This is a genomic window from Rhizobium sp. SG2393, from assembly GCF_042610495.1.
Taxonomy (GTDB): domain Bacteria; phylum Pseudomonadota; class Alphaproteobacteria; order Rhizobiales; family Rhizobiaceae; genus RU20A.
Map to the genome: position 1 here is coordinate 225,647 of NZ_JBHGAP010000002.1, position 12,767 is coordinate 238,413.

At 64.2% G+C, this 12,767-nt stretch carries 13 protein-coding genes; 8 read left to right on the top strand and 5 right to left on the bottom strand.

Annotation, left to right across the window (positions count from 1 at the left end; genetic code table 11):
• Window positions 1–137: 137 nt before the first annotated feature.
• From ACED18_RS09820 to ACED18_RS09840, 5 genes are all read left to right on the top strand, one after another.
• Window positions 138–1,517, top strand: coding sequence for a nicotinate phosphoribosyltransferase (locus ACED18_RS09820; protein ID WP_377291564.1), 1,380 nt, complete (start codon window positions 138–140; stop codon window positions 1,515–1,517).
• An 80-nt stretch (window positions 1,518–1,597) separates the two neighbouring features.
• On the top strand, window positions 1,598–1,930 hold the full coding sequence (locus ACED18_RS09825; protein ID WP_377291566.1) for a DUF6665 family protein: 333 nt from the start codon (window positions 1,598–1,600) through the stop codon (window positions 1,928–1,930).
• Window positions 1,931–2,061: 131 nt separating this feature from the next.
• Window positions 2,062–3,234: a TMEM43 family protein gene (locus tag ACED18_RS09830; protein ID WP_377291568.1), complete on the top strand. Its 1,173-nt coding sequence runs from the start codon at window positions 2,062–2,064 to the stop codon at window positions 3,232–3,234.
• 51 nt (window positions 3,235–3,285) lie between these two features.
• On the top strand, window positions 3,286–4,074 hold the full coding sequence (locus tag ACED18_RS09835; protein ID WP_377291570.1) for a YdcF family protein: 789 nt from the start codon (window positions 3,286–3,288) through the stop codon (window positions 4,072–4,074).
• 90 nt (window positions 4,075–4,164) lie between these two features.
• Complete coding sequence (locus ACED18_RS09840) at window positions 4,165–4,800, top strand: trimeric intracellular cation channel family protein (RefSeq protein ID WP_377291572.1); 636 nt, start codon at window positions 4,165–4,167, stop codon at window positions 4,798–4,800.
• A 39-nt stretch (window positions 4,801–4,839) separates the two neighbouring features.
• Here the strand turns inward: ACED18_RS09840 and irrA are convergent, their stop codons facing one another.
• Window positions 4,840–5,262, bottom strand: coding sequence for an iron response transcriptional regulator IrrA (gene irrA / locus ACED18_RS09845; protein WP_377291574.1), 423 nt, complete (start codon window positions 5,260–5,262; stop codon window positions 4,840–4,842).
• A 269-nt stretch (window positions 5,263–5,531) separates the two neighbouring features.
• Between irrA and fabA the strand changes: the two genes are divergently transcribed.
• The 3 genes from fabA to fabI all read left to right on the top strand — a co-directional run bounded on the left by fabA (window position 5,532) and on the right by fabI (window position 8,148).
• Window positions 5,532–6,047 carry a 3-hydroxyacyl-[acyl-carrier-protein] dehydratase FabA gene (fabA, locus tag ACED18_RS09850; RefSeq protein ID WP_149738826.1) on the top strand — a complete coding sequence of 172 codons (516 nt, stop codon included), beginning with the start codon at window positions 5,532–5,534 and terminating at the stop codon, window positions 6,045–6,047.
• A gap of 65 nt (window positions 6,048–6,112) precedes the next feature.
• A complete protein-coding gene (gene fabB, locus ACED18_RS09855; protein WP_377291576.1) occupies window positions 6,113–7,336 on the top strand; it encodes a beta-ketoacyl-ACP synthase I in 1,224 nt (407 codons plus the stop codon).
• Window positions 7,337–7,341: 5 nt separating this feature from the next.
• On the top strand, window positions 7,342–8,148 hold the full coding sequence (fabI, locus tag ACED18_RS09860; protein ID WP_377291578.1) for an enoyl-ACP reductase FabI: 807 nt from the start codon (window positions 7,342–7,344) through the stop codon (window positions 8,146–8,148).
• A gap of 58 nt (window positions 8,149–8,206) precedes the next feature.
• On the opposite strand, the gene ACED18_RS09865 is transcribed toward fabI, so the two are convergent.
• From ACED18_RS09865 to ACED18_RS09880, 4 genes are all read right to left on the bottom strand, one after another.
• Complete coding sequence (locus tag ACED18_RS09865) at window positions 8,207–9,223, bottom strand: methyltransferase (RefSeq protein WP_377291580.1); 1,017 nt, start codon at window positions 9,221–9,223, stop codon at window positions 8,207–8,209.
• Between the two features lie 185 nt (window positions 9,224–9,408).
• Window positions 9,409–11,547, bottom strand: a complete 2,139-nt coding sequence (gene pnp / locus ACED18_RS09870) for a polyribonucleotide nucleotidyltransferase (RefSeq protein ID WP_377291582.1) — start codon at window positions 11,545–11,547, stop codon at window positions 9,409–9,411.
• A gap of 350 nt (window positions 11,548–11,897) precedes the next feature.
• Window positions 11,898–12,167: a 30S ribosomal protein S15 gene (rpsO, locus tag ACED18_RS09875; RefSeq protein WP_377291584.1), complete on the bottom strand. Its 270-nt coding sequence runs from the start codon at window positions 12,165–12,167 to the stop codon at window positions 11,898–11,900.
• Window positions 12,168–12,337: 170 nt separating this feature from the next.
• Window positions 12,338–12,715 carry an SH3 domain-containing protein gene (locus ACED18_RS09880; RefSeq protein ID WP_377291586.1) on the bottom strand — a complete coding sequence of 126 codons (378 nt, stop codon included), beginning with the start codon at window positions 12,713–12,715 and terminating at the stop codon, window positions 12,338–12,340.
• Window positions 12,716–12,767 lie beyond the last annotated feature (52 nt).

Sequence of the window (12,767 nt, forward strand, 5' to 3'; positions counted from 1 at the left end):
GCTTCAGCACCTGTAGGATTCGCATAGTTTTGTTGAAGAGTTGTTAACACGAACCTGCGCAGGCACCTGCCGCAGGCTGCACGCAAGCTCGCCCAAATACCCTCTCCGGTATTGCGCCGAGACGGCGGGAGGCAGGCATGCAGATCGACAACCCCATCCTCAACAGCGACGGCTACAAGTTCGGTCATTTCCTGCAGTATCCGCCGGAAACGACGGCAATTTCCGCCTATGTGGAAACGCGTGGCTCGTCCGACCTTACCGATGTCGTGTTCTTCGGCCTCCAGGCTTTTCTGCTCAGCTACCTGATGCGTCGCGTCACCCGTGCGGACGTGGAAGAGGCGGAAGCCATCGTGACCGCCCAAGGCCAACCGTTCGACAAGACCGGCTGGATGCACATCGTGGATCGCCACAATGGCGTCCTGCCTCTGGAAATCTGGGCACTGCCGGAAGGAAGCCGGGTGCGACGCGGCGTGCCGCTGGTGCAGGTCATCAACACGGACCCCGCGTGCTTCTGGCTACCCGGCTTCATCGAGACCGCATTGCTGCGCGCCATCTGGTACCCTTCGACCGTCGCCAGCCACGGCAGACGCATCAGGCAGGCTCTGCGGCCATACTACGAAAAAACCTGCGACGATCCCGAGACGGTATTGCGTCACGCCGTTCACGATTTCGGCGCACGCGGTGTGGCCTCCTTCGAGCAGGCGGGTCTCGGTGGCGCAGCGCATCTCATCCATTTCGACCGCACGGACACGATGACCGGCATTCTCTTCGCACAGCGCTATTACGCCGCCGAGCTTGCCAATCTCTCCTATCCGGCCTCGGAGCACTCCACCATGATCGCCTGGGGCGGCGACCACGAGGCGGATGCCTATCGCGCCATGATCGATACGTTCGGCCGCGGCACCTATTCCGTCGTGTCAGACAGTTTCGACATCAATTACGCGATCTCGGAAATCTGGGGCAAGCAGCTGAAGGACAAGGTGCGCGCCGCTGGCGGTCGCCTCATCATCCGCCCCGACAGCGGCGATCCGATCGAGAACCCGACGCACGCGGTGCGCCAGCTCGACTATCACTTCGGCTCGCGGCAGAACGCCAAGGGCTACAAGCTGCTCGACGACTGCGTGCGCGTGCTGCAGGGCGACGGTATTTCCCTGAACGACATCGGGCTTGTGCTCTCACGGCTGGAAGCCTTCGGCTTTTCGGCGGAGAACGTGATGTTCGGTCTCGGTGGCAGTCTGCTGCAAAAGCTCAACCGCGACACCTTCTCTTTCGCCATGAAGGCCAATGCGCGCAAGGATGCGGCGGGGCGATGGCACGATCTCTACAAGCGACCGGCGACCATGAGCCTGAAAGCTTCCAAGGCGGGCCGGCAGGCGGTCATCGAAGGGTTCAACGGGCTGGAGGCCGTACGCCTGGAAGAACTCGGCGCGCGGACCAACCGGATGCGGCTCGTCTGGCGCGAGGGGCAGCTCCACGCTCCCGTCACCTTCGCCGAGGTTCGCGCACGCGCGCAGTGACGATCGGCGGCGCGACGGCATCGCTTGCGTGACGGGGGCTGGCGCCCCATCTTCTGTGTCGGATACACGGAGGGTCGTCCATGTCGTTTCGTCCGCCGCAATCGCTTCAGCCGGGCCGCGCCACCGAAACAGGCCTTGGCGTCCTCGAATACGAGCTGATGTCGGAGCGGGCCGATTCGCTCGGGCGACACGGCACCAAGGTGGAGGCGGCGCTGGCCGCCCTTGCGAAGGGACTGGAGGCCGGCGCCACCGGCACATGGCGCGAGGACCTTTTGCAAACGGCGGCCGATGCCGTCTGGTCGTTCTTCATCCAGCGCGAAATCTGCGGCCTACGCAATGGTCGCGACGTGGTGCAGCGGTATGGTATCCCGTCCGAGGTGATGGCCCGTCTCGGCGTTGTCCGCAAGGGCTGAAGACCCTCGCCCCTCACCCGCAGCGCTCGACCATTGCGGGGCGCATCGGGTCAGCCAGTTGTCGAATCCGTAATCGCCGTTAAACTGCCGCGCTGCAAAGGCGGCGGGGGCTGCGCCTGCGGAGGGATATGATGAGCTTTACGGAAACCACCCATACATCGTGGTTCACACGGTTGAAGAACGGCGTGATCGGCATCGTCGTCGGCCTGATCATCGCCGTCGGGATGATCGTGCTGCTGGCCTGGAACGAGGGGCGCTCGGTGAAGACCTATCGCTCGCTCGTGGAGGGCGCCGGCCTCGTCGTTTCCGTGGCGAGCGACACGGTGGACCCGGCCAACGAGGGGAAGCTGATCCATATTTCGGGCAAGGTCGTGCCGGACGGCACGCCGGAGGATTCCGTCTTCGCCGTATCCGCCGAGGGAGCTGCAGGCCTTCGCCGCGACGTGGAAATGTACCAGTGGGTGGAGGAAAGCCGCAGCGAGACGAAGAAGACGCTTGGCGGCGGCGAGGAGACGGTCACCACCTACAGCTACAAGAAGGACTGGCAGAGCCGACCTGTCGATTCCAGCAATTTCCGCGAAGGGGACGGCCATTCCAATCCGCCCATGCCCTTCGAGAGTGAGCGCTTCACGATCTCATCCGCCCATGTCGGCGCCTTCGTGGTCGATGGCGAAACGATCGCCAATCTCGGCACGACCAAGCAGATCGCGGTCTCACCGGATCTGGTGCGCAAGATCGAAGAGACGATCGCCGTGGGCATGCCCGTTTCCAGCGACGGCAAGACGCTGTTCGTCTCCAACAACCGCAATGCGCCTGCCATCGGCGACCTTCGCATCCGCTTCGACCGTATCGACACCGGCGAAGCGAGCCTGATCGCGGCGCAATCCGGCAACGGCCTGAAGCCCTTCAACACCTCGAATGGCCGCAGCCTCTTCCTGTCGCAGGCCGGCATCGTCGGCGCAGCGGAAATGTTCGATGCGGCCCAGAGCGAGAATACGCTGATCACCTGGCTGATCCGCTTGGGCGGGTTGATCGGGCTCTATATCGGCTTTTCGCTGAGCTTCTCCATCCTTGGCGTCATCGCCGATGTCATTCCCTTCGTCGGCTCCATCGTGCGCTTCGGCACAGGGCTGATCGCCTTTGCGCTGACGCTCATCATCGGTCCGACGGTGATTGCGCTCGCCTGGTTCGCCTATCGGCCGCTTCTTTCGCTTGGGCTGATCGCTGGCGGCATCGTGCTGGCCATAGCCGTCCTGAAGCTGCGCGGCTCGAAGAGCGCGGCAGCCACGCCGAAGGCGGCCTGACGCGATGATGGCTGCCGCAAAACGGCCCCAGCTCTTGTGCAAGGGCCGTTGATGTTCCTGATATCGAAGATCGCCTGGCTGATCCTGCAGCCGCTCAGCCTCGTCTTCCTGCTGCTCGTGGCCGGGCTTCTTGCCATGCGGCTTGGCCTGTCCCGCAGCGGGACCGGCATCATCGTCTTCGCAACGCTGACGCTCTTCGTGACGCTGTTCACCACGTCCGGAAGCGTGGCGCTGCAGGTTCTGGAAGACCGCTTTCCCCGCCACGTGCCGCCGGCCACCGGCGAGCGCTGCATCATCGTGCTGGGCGGTGCCTTCGAAAACGAAGTGATCGCGGCGCGCGGCGGCATCGAGCTCAATCAGGCTGGCGACCGCTTCGTTGAGGCCGTCATTCTGGCGCGTGAGAATCCCGATGCGCGCCTCCTCATCTCCGGCGGCGACGGGTCGTTCTCGGGCGCCTATCAGGGCGATGCCGCGGTCGCACGCGACTTCTTTGGCCGCTTCGGAATCGATACGAACCGGCTGATCGAAGAAGGCACCTCGCGTACGACCTCGGAGAACGCAGCCAATACGGCGCAGATCCTCGCCCGCGAGGGCCTCGACAACTGTCTGCTGGTGACCTCGGCCTTCCACATGCCGCGCGCCGTCGGCCTGTTCCGCAAGATGGGCGTTGAGGTCCGGCCGTGGCCGACAGACTACCGCACCACGGGCCGGGCGCGGCTCGGGCTGGATTTCACGCAGCCCTCGCTCAACGCGCAGCTTTCGACCACGGCGGCACGCGAATGGGTCGGGCTCGTCACCTATTATCTGGCTGGGCGCACCCACACGGTCTTTCCGAAGTAGGCCGCGCCCTTGCGGCGCCGCCCGCCGGCATGTCACATGCCGAAGCGGCGGCAGGAGGCGGCCGTGCCGAGGCGGAGGCCGGACGATCCCATGACCATTCTCGACTGGCTCGACTATGCCGGCGTCGCCGTCTTCGCCGCCACCGGTGCGCTTGCCGCGGCGCGCAAGCAGCTCGACATCATCGGCCACATGTTCCTCGCCTCCGTGACCGGCATTGGCGGCGGCACGCTGCGCGATCTCGTGCTGGGCGCAACACCCGTCTTCTGGGTGCGCAATCCGGATTATCTCGTCGTCTGCGGCGTTGTCGGCATCTTCGTGTTCTTTGCCGCACGCCTCCTGGAGTCACGCTACCGCGTGCTCGTCTGGCTGGATGCGGTGGGGCTTGCGGCCTATTGCGTCATGGGCGCGGCCAAAGGGCTCGCAGCCACCGGCTCTTTTGCCGTGGCTGTCGTGACCGGCGTGCTTACGGCCACCTTCGGCGGCATCCTTCGCGACATCATCGCAGGCGAACCCTCCGTGCTGCTGCGGCCGGAGATCTATGTCACGGCCGCTCTTGCAGGCGCCGGCACCTATACGGCGCTGATCGCGCTCGGGGCAACGCAGGAGGCAGCGGGTATTGCCGGAGTTCTGGCCGCCTTCGCGATCCGCGGCGGTGCGTTGCGTTTCGGGTGGACGCTGCCCGTCGGCGATCCGCGGCCGCCGCGCGATCCGGATGACGTGATGTGAGGGATGGTGTGAAGGGGTGTCTGTCCCGTCAGGCGGCGATCAGGCGCGGACTTTCGGCCGCAGGCGGATCACGACGTCGACATGGGCGATTTCCATGCCCTCCGGCGGCTCCGGCAGATTGCCGATCTCGATATTGTTGACGGGAATATCGAGGACTTCTGCCCGGCCTTCCACGAAGAAATGGTGGTGATCGGACACGTTCGTATCGAAGTAGGTGCGCGCACCCTCTACGGCGAGAACGCGGATCAGGCCCGCTTCCGTAAACTGGTGAAGCGTGTTGTAGACGGTCGCGAGCGACACTGGCACGCCGGCGATCTGGGCTTCCTCGTGCAGTTCTTCGACCGTCAGGTGGCGGTCGCCCTTGGCGAAGAGGAGGTCGGCCAGTGCCACGCGCTGACGGGTCGGCCTGAGGCCGCTCAGCCGCAAACGGTCTTCGACGCTAGGAGCGATGTCGCATGTCATGGCGGCGCAAATGTACCCTTCGGCCCGGTTGAACGGGCTCCCTTGACAACCGATATAACTTTTGCGGGTTCCGCTTTCAATAGCGACAGGCCCCGCCGGCCCGTCGGAGGCTGCAATTGTGGGGTCTCAGACCATTGACCCCTAGCCGTTGACGCGACCATCATGTATGCGACGGCGTTGATGAAGACGATGGGACGCGGCCGGGTCAACTTCCGGCCGCTTTCGAACATCGCAAAACGACGAGCACGAAAGCGGGGAAATACCAGCCCATGACGACCAGACAGTCCAGTTACACGTACGAGGAAATCCTCAGCTGCGGACGCGGCGAGCTGTTCGGTCCCGGCAATGCACAACTCCCGCTGCCGCCCATGCTGATGGTGCACCGTATCACCGAGATTTCCGAAACGGGCGGCGCCTTCGACAAGGGCTTCATCCGTGCCGAGTACGATGTGCGTCCGGACGACTGGTACTTCCCGTGCCACTTCCAGGGCAATCCGATCATGCCGGGCTGCCTCGGCCTTGACGGCATGTGGCAGCTGACCGGCTTCTTTCTCGGCTGGCTCGGTGAAGAAGGCCGCGGCATGGCGCTTTCCACCGGCGAGGTGAAGTTCAAGGGCATGGTCCGCCCGCACACCAAGCTTCTCGAATATGGCATCGACTTCAAGCGCGTCATGCGCGGCCGGCTTGTGCTCGGCACGGCCGACGGCTGGCTGAAGGCCGACGGCGAGACGATCTACCAGGCCAGCGACCTGCGCGTCGGCCTCTCCAAGGAAAAGACGGCCTAAAGCTCGCACCGGCACAGGCTGCCTGCGGCGGGACCGCCGCTTCAATGATCAGAAAGGTTCACAAGATGAGACGAGTCGTTGTTACCGGACTTGGTATTGTCTCCTCGATCGGAAGCGACGCGGCGGAAGTCACGGCATCGCTGCGCGAGGCCAAATCCGGCATTACCGCTTCGCCTTCCTTTGCCGAATACGGCTTTCGCTGCCAGGTCTGGGGCGCGCCGACGCTCGACCCGACCGACCTCGTCGATCGCCGCGCCATGCGCTTCCTCTCGCAGGGCGGCGCGTGGAACCATGTGGCCATGAAGCAGGCGATCGCCGATGCCGGTCTCGAGGAGGCCGACTATCAGCGCAACGAACGCGCCGGCATCATCATGGGTTCGGGCGGTCCTTCCACCCGTACGATCATCGAGGCCGCCGACATCACCCGCAAGAACCTGAGCCCGAAGCGCATCGGCCCGTTCGCCGTACCGAAGGCCATGTCGTCCACGGCCTCGGCCACGCTTGCCACCTGGTTCCAGATTCACGGCGTGAACTATTCGATCTCGTCGGCCTGCTCGACCTCGGCGCACTGCATCGGCAATGCGGCCGAAATGATCCAGTGGGGCAAGCAGGACATCATGTTTGCCGGCGGCCACGAGGATCTCGACTGGTCCATGTCGAACCTCTTCGATGCCATGGGCGCGATGTCGTCCAAGTACAATGAGACGCCGTCGGTGGCCTCGCGCGCCTATGATGCCAACCGCGACGGCTTCGTCATTGCCGGCGGTGCGGGCGTTCTCGTGCTTGAGGAACTGGAACACGCCAAGGCACGCGGCGCCAAGATCTATGCCGAACTCGTCGGCTATGGCGCGACCTCGGACGGGTACGACATGGTCGCTCCCTCCGGTGAGGGTGCCGCCCGCTGCATGCGACAGGCGCTTTCCACCGTGAAGACCGAGGTCGACTACATCAACACCCACGGTACATCCACGCCGGTGGGCGACTCGAAGGAAATCGGCGCGATCCGCGAAGTCTTCGGCGACAGGATCCCGCATATCCAGTCCACGAAGTCGCTGACCGGCCACTCCCTGGGTGCGGCCGGCGCGCAGGAATCGATCTACGGCCTGCTGATGATGCAGGCCGGCTTCATCGGCGAAAGCGCCCATATCGAGATGCTGGATCCCGAATTCGAAGGCGTGCCGATCGTGCGCAGCCGCATCGACAATGCCAAGATCGATACGATCCTCTCCAACTCCTTCGGCTTCGGCGGCACCAACGCCACGCTGGTCTTCCAGCGCCACAACGGGTGACATCCATGTCTGGCATCATGCACGGCAAGCGCGGCCTCATCATGGGGCTCGCCAACAATCACTCGATCGCCTGGGGCATTGCCCAGAAGCTCGCTTCTGAAGGTGCGGAGCTCGCCTTCACCTATCAGGGCGAAGCCCTCGGCAAGCGGGTCAAGCCGCTCGCATCCGAGCTCGGCTCGGACTTGGTCGTTCCGGCTGACGTGGAAGACTTGGCTTCGGTCGATCGCACCATGGATGCGATCCGCGAGCGCTGGGGCAAGCTCGACTTCGTGGTGCATGCCATCGGCTTTTCCGACAAGAACGAGCTGAAGGGGCTTTATGCCGATACGACGCGCGAGAATTTCGTGCGCACCATGGTCATCTCCTGCTTCTCCTTCACGGAAATCGCCAAGCGTTCCGCAGAGCTGATGACCGATGGCGGTTCGATGCTGACGCTGACCTATGGCGGCTCCATGCGCGTGATCCCGAACTATAACGTGATGGGCGTCGCCAAAGCCGCGCTCGAAAGCTCCGTGCGCTACCTCGCCAGCGATTACGGCCCGCAGGGCATCCGCGTCAACGCGATCTCGGCCGGGCCTGTGCGTACGCTCGCCGGCGCCGGCATTTCGGATGCCCGTGCGATCCTCTCCTGGAACCAGAAGAACGCGCCGCTGCGCCGCACCCCGACCATCGAAGATCTCGGCGGCTCGGCTCTCTACCTGCTCTCCGACCTTTCCAATGGTGTCACCGGCGAAATCCACTACGTGGACTCCGGCTACAACATCACATCGCTGCCGACACTGGACCGGCTGCGGGGCGCAGATACGGAATGACGACATGCAAAAGGCCGGCGAGATGCCGGCCTTTTCGTTTGTTCGGCTGCGCTCAGGCTTACCGCTTGCCCCACAGCACCTTGTAGCGTGCATTGCGGCAAGTTTCTCCCCATTCCTTGAAGAGTTCCGGCATGACCGTCTCGTAGGTCAGCCCGCGGTTGGCGACGAGCATCAGGCGGCCGCCCTGCTTGAGGCTTTTGGCGGCCATGCGGATCATGGCGACACCGAGGGAGGGTTCCGCGGCGTGGCCTTCGTGGAAGGGCGGGTTCATGACGATAAGGTCGTAATGATCGCGCGGCGCCTCTGACGTGAGGTCGCTCCAGTAGAAGCGGGCCGGCATGTTGGGCGCGTTGGACGCCATGTTGCGGCGCGCAGCTTCCAGCGCCTCGTGATGGGCCTCGAAGAGGTCGATACCCTTGGCGCCCGGCGCGGCCTTCGCCAGCATCACGGAGAGATAACCCCAGCCGGCGCCGAAATCGGCGGCGTGGCCGGCAAAATCGGCCGGGAAGCGACCAGCCAGGAGTTCGGAGCCGGCGTCGACGCGGTCGTGGGAGAACATGCCGGGGGCCGTTTCGAACCGGTCCTCGACGGTCACGCTCTTTCCTTCGAAGGCGGCGAGGAGTTCGGACACGTCTTCCGGCCGCGCAAACCAAAGCACGATGGCATGGTACTTCGGCATGGAATCGGCTGGGATGTTCATCTGCAGCAGGCGCTTGCGCAGCGGCTGGATGCCGTCCTCCTTGGCGCCGGCAACGACGATCAGGCCGCCGACCTCGGTGCGCTTCAGGGCCTCGGCAAGGCGGCTTTCGTTTTCGCCCTTGTGCTTGCCGAGCAGAATGAGGCTTGCAGCATAGTCATCACCCTCCACGAGGGGCGAGACCGCCACGCGCGCGGCCTCCAGCGCCCTGTAGAGCGGGCGGAGCGGCTGGACCGAGGTGATGGCCGCCTCGAAGCCTTCCGGCTTGCGGAAGCCCGCCTCCGCGCCAAGGAACAGCACCTTTTCGTCAGCCGCCGGCGGGGACAGCGTTCCGTTCTCGAAGGGGTAAAACAGGGTCTTCAATGCATCGCGGGCCATGGTGTCTTCCTGGGGAGGGTCGCGCCGTTCAGGTTCAGCCAAACCCATCGCGCGTGTCAAAACAAGAGGTCTTTCGCCGGCCGGCGTCGGCCGCACGCGGGGCCTTGCAGGTCAGTGCGCCCCTATAGAAAAAGGCGCGGGACCCCTCAAAGGCCCCGCGCCCGTGATCAGTAGCCTGCGGCCGATTACTCGGCTGCGTCTTCGGCCTTCTTCTCGCCGACGATTTCCTTGCCGGTCGCCTGGTCGACGACCTTCATGGAGAGGCGAACCTTGCCGCGCTCGTCGAAGCCCATGAGCTTGACCCAGACCTTGTCGCCTTCCTTGATGACGTCGGTCGTCTTGGAAACGCGTTCCTGGGCGAGCTGCGAGATGTGAACGAGACCGTCGCGCGGGCCGAAGAAGTTGACGAAAGCGCCGAAGTCGGCGGTCTTGACGACCGTACCTTCGTAGATCTGGCCGACTTCCGGTTCCGCGACGATGGAGTGGATCCACTTGCGGGCGGCTTCGATTTCCTTGGCGGAAGACGATGCGATCTTGATCGTGCCGTCGTCCTCGATGTTGATCTTGGCGCCGGTCTTTTCGACGATTTCGCGGATGACCTTGCCGCCGGAGCCGATGACTTCGCGGATCTTGTCGACCGGGATGTTCATGACTTCGATGCGCGGAGCGAATTCGCCGAGCTGCGAGCGGCCTTCGGTGATGGCGTTGGCCATCTCGCCGAGGATGTGCTTGCGGCCGCCCTGGGCCTGGCCGAGCGCGACCTTCATGATCTCTTCGGTGATACCGGCGATCTTGATGTCCATCTGCAGCGAGGTGATGCCGTCGGCCGTGCCGGCGACCTTGAAGTCCATGTCGCCGAGGTGGTCTTCGTCACCGAGGATGTCGGAGAGAACCGCAAAGCGGTCGCCTTCCAGGATCAGGCCCATCGCGATACCGGCAACCGGCTTTGCAAGCGGAACGCCGGCATCCATGAGCGCCAGCGAGGTGCCGCAGACGGTGGCCATGGAGGACGAGCCGTTCGACTCGGTGATCTCGGAAACGACACGCAGCGTGTAGGGGAACTGCTCCGCCGACGGCAGCATCGGACGGATGGCGCGCCAGGCAAGCTTGCCGTGGCCGATTTCGCGGCGGCCCGGGGAGCCCATGCGGCCGGTTTCACCGACCGAGTAGGGCGGGAAGTTGTAGTGCAGCAGGAAGCGTTCCTTGTACATGCCGGTGAGGCTGTCGACATACTGCTCGTCTTCGCCGGTGCCGAGCGTGGCAACGACGATGGCCTGGGTTTCACCGCGGGTGAAGAGGGCCGAACCGTGGGTGCGCGGGAGCACGCCGACTTCCGAGACGATCGGGCGGACCGTGACAAGGTCGCGGCCGTCGATGCGGCTCTTGGTGTCGAGGATGTTCCAGCGGACGATCTTGGCCTGCAGGTGCTTGAAGACGGCGCCGATGACTTCGGCCGTGTACTTCGGCTCAACGCCTTCCGGGAAGAAGTGGGCCTTGACCTTTGCCTTCACGGCATCGACGGCGGCGTAGCGGGCAGCCTTCTCGGTGATCTTGTAGGCGGCGCGCAGTTCGGTCTCGGCGATCGAGAGCATTTCGGCTTCGAGGGCGGAATGATCTTCCGGCTCGAATTCGCGCGGCTCCTTGGCAGCGACTTCGGCGAGCTTGATGATCGCGTCGATCACCGGCTGGAAGCCCTTGTGGCCGAACATGACGGCGCCGAGCATGACGTCTTCGTTCAGTTCCTTGGCTTCGGACTCGACCATCAGCACGGCGTCCTGCGTGCCGGCGACGACGAGGTCGAGAGCCGACTCGTTCATCTCGTCGAGATGCGGGTTGAGGACGTACTGGCCGTTGATGTAGCCGACGCGTGCACCACCGACCGGGCCCATGAAGGGAACGCCCGACAGCGTCAGGGCCGCCGAGGTGGCAACCATCGACAGGATGTCCGGGTTGTTTTCGAGGTCATGCTGGAGAACGGTGACGACGACCTGTGTGTCGTTCTTGTAGCCTTCCGGGAAGAGCGGGCGGATGGGGCGGTCGATGAGGCGGGAAACGAGCGTTTCGTTTTCCGACGGACGGCCCTCGCGCTTGAAGTAGCCACCCGGGATCTTGCCGGCGGCATAGGTCTTTTCCTGGTAGTTGACGGTCAGCGGGAAGAAATCCTGGCCCGGCTTCGGCGCCTTGGCGGAAACGACAGTCGCCAGAACGACGGTTTCGCCGTAGGAGGCGATGACGGCGCCGTCGGCCTGACGGGCGACCTTGCCGGTTTCCAGCTTGAGCGGGCGGCCTGCCCACTCGATTTCTACCGTATGGGTTTCGAACATGTCTTGTCCTTCATAGCGGGCCACGGCCGGCGCGCAGGTCTTGCGCTTGTCCGACAGGGCCACTGTCGATGACGCATCACGGGCAAGACAGCGGGGCGCTTGCGGGAAGACCTCTTCCCTGTCGCGACATCCCTCGTCGTTCCCGGCTGGGATCCGGCCGGCGAAGCGTCCTGCAATCCTGCCCCATGACGGGTCATCCGTTGGTCCGCAGCACCGGCCCACCCGGTCTGCTGGGTCCGCCCGTCCGCGCCCGTGACGGGCATCGGAGAGCGGAGGGCGAGCGCAGAAATGGCGCGCTCAGAATGAAAGCCGGCGGGGAAGCCATGAGGACCGCCCCGCCGGAAGGAAGCTTAGCGACGGATGCCGAGCGAAGTGATGAGCTTCGTGTAACGGTCGTCGTCCTTCTTCTTCAGGTAGTCGAGGAGCGAACGGCGGCTGGACACCAGCGCCAGGAGACCCCGGCGGGAATGGTTGTCCTTCTTGTGGCCCTTGAAGTGCTCCGTCAGGTTGTTGATGCGTTCCGTGAGGATGGCAACCTGAACTTCCGGAGAACCGGTGTCGCCTTCCGACGTCGCATATTCCTTGATGAGAGCGGCCTTGCGTTCTGCAGTGATCGACATCGTGTCGTCCTTTCAATTTCGAGGAGTTTGGGTCGCCAGCAGCCGGGATGTCGTCCAGCAGCGGCCGTGAGGCAAAAGGTTCCGGGAACCTCAAGCTGGCGGTGCCTATAGACCATTCGCGGGCAAAAGGAAAGGGTGGCGCAACAGAGCTGCCGGATGCACGCAAAGTGTCAGTTTGCGGGCGAGGGACGCGGCTTCATCGGTGCAGATTTCTGCTGGTCCGGCTCAGGCGCTGTCTCGACGGGGCGACGTTCGGGCACTTTCAGCGTGTTGCCCAGAGTCGTTTTCGTTTTCGGGCAATCGAGATAGGCCGCGAAGGCCCAGCCGGTCGTCCCGCTCGCGGTCTCGATCATCGCCCAGCGCTTGCCCTTGTGGGACCGGCGTTCCAGCACGCTGACAACAACGCCGTTCTCGAGGCGATCGACGATCGTCCCATTCGGCTCGCTGCGCAGGTTGGGCGGGGTTCCGGTGGGATCGGCCACCGTGCAACGCTCGGCAGCCTGGGCGACAGAGGTCAGCAGCACCAGAAGCGCCGCGATGACCGTCACCTTCCCTCCCCTGCCGGACCGCTGCATCCCGTCTCCCTGCCGATTGCTCCAC

What these genes read in the sequence shown, in the direction of transcription:
- rpsO (WP_377291584.1), bottom strand. Translation starts at nt 12,167, where the DNA reads ATGTCGATCACTGCAGAACGCAAGGCCGCTCTCATCAAGGAATATGCG.
- ACED18_RS09820 (WP_377291564.1), top strand. Translation starts at nt 138, where the DNA reads ATGCAGATCGACAACCCCATCCTCAACAGCGACGGCTACAAGTTCGGT.
- ACED18_RS09865 (WP_377291580.1), bottom strand. Translation starts at nt 9,223, where the DNA reads ATGGCCCGCGATGCATTGAAGACCCTGTTTTACCCCTTCGAGAACGGA.
- pnp (WP_377291582.1), bottom strand. Translation starts at nt 11,547, where the DNA reads ATGTTCGAAACCCATACGGTAGAAATCGAGTGGGCAGGCCGCCCGCTC.
- fabI (WP_377291578.1), top strand. Translation starts at nt 7,342, where the DNA reads ATGTCTGGCATCATGCACGGCAAGCGCGGCCTCATCATGGGGCTCGCC.
- ACED18_RS09825 (WP_377291566.1), top strand. Translation starts at nt 1,598, where the DNA reads ATGTCGTTTCGTCCGCCGCAATCGCTTCAGCCGGGCCGCGCCACCGAA.
- ACED18_RS09835 (WP_377291570.1), top strand. Translation starts at nt 3,286, where the DNA reads ATGTTCCTGATATCGAAGATCGCCTGGCTGATCCTGCAGCCGCTCAGC.
- fabB (WP_377291576.1), top strand. Translation starts at nt 6,113, where the DNA reads ATGAGACGAGTCGTTGTTACCGGACTTGGTATTGTCTCCTCGATCGGA.
- fabA (WP_149738826.1), top strand. Translation starts at nt 5,532, where the DNA reads ATGACGACCAGACAGTCCAGTTACACGTACGAGGAAATCCTCAGCTGC.
- ACED18_RS09840 (WP_377291572.1), top strand. Translation starts at nt 4,165, where the DNA reads ATGACCATTCTCGACTGGCTCGACTATGCCGGCGTCGCCGTCTTCGCC.
- ACED18_RS09830 (WP_377291568.1), top strand. Translation starts at nt 2,062, where the DNA reads ATGAGCTTTACGGAAACCACCCATACATCGTGGTTCACACGGTTGAAG.
- irrA (WP_377291574.1), bottom strand. Translation starts at nt 5,262, where the DNA reads ATGACATGCGACATCGCTCCTAGCGTCGAAGACCGTTTGCGGCTGAGC.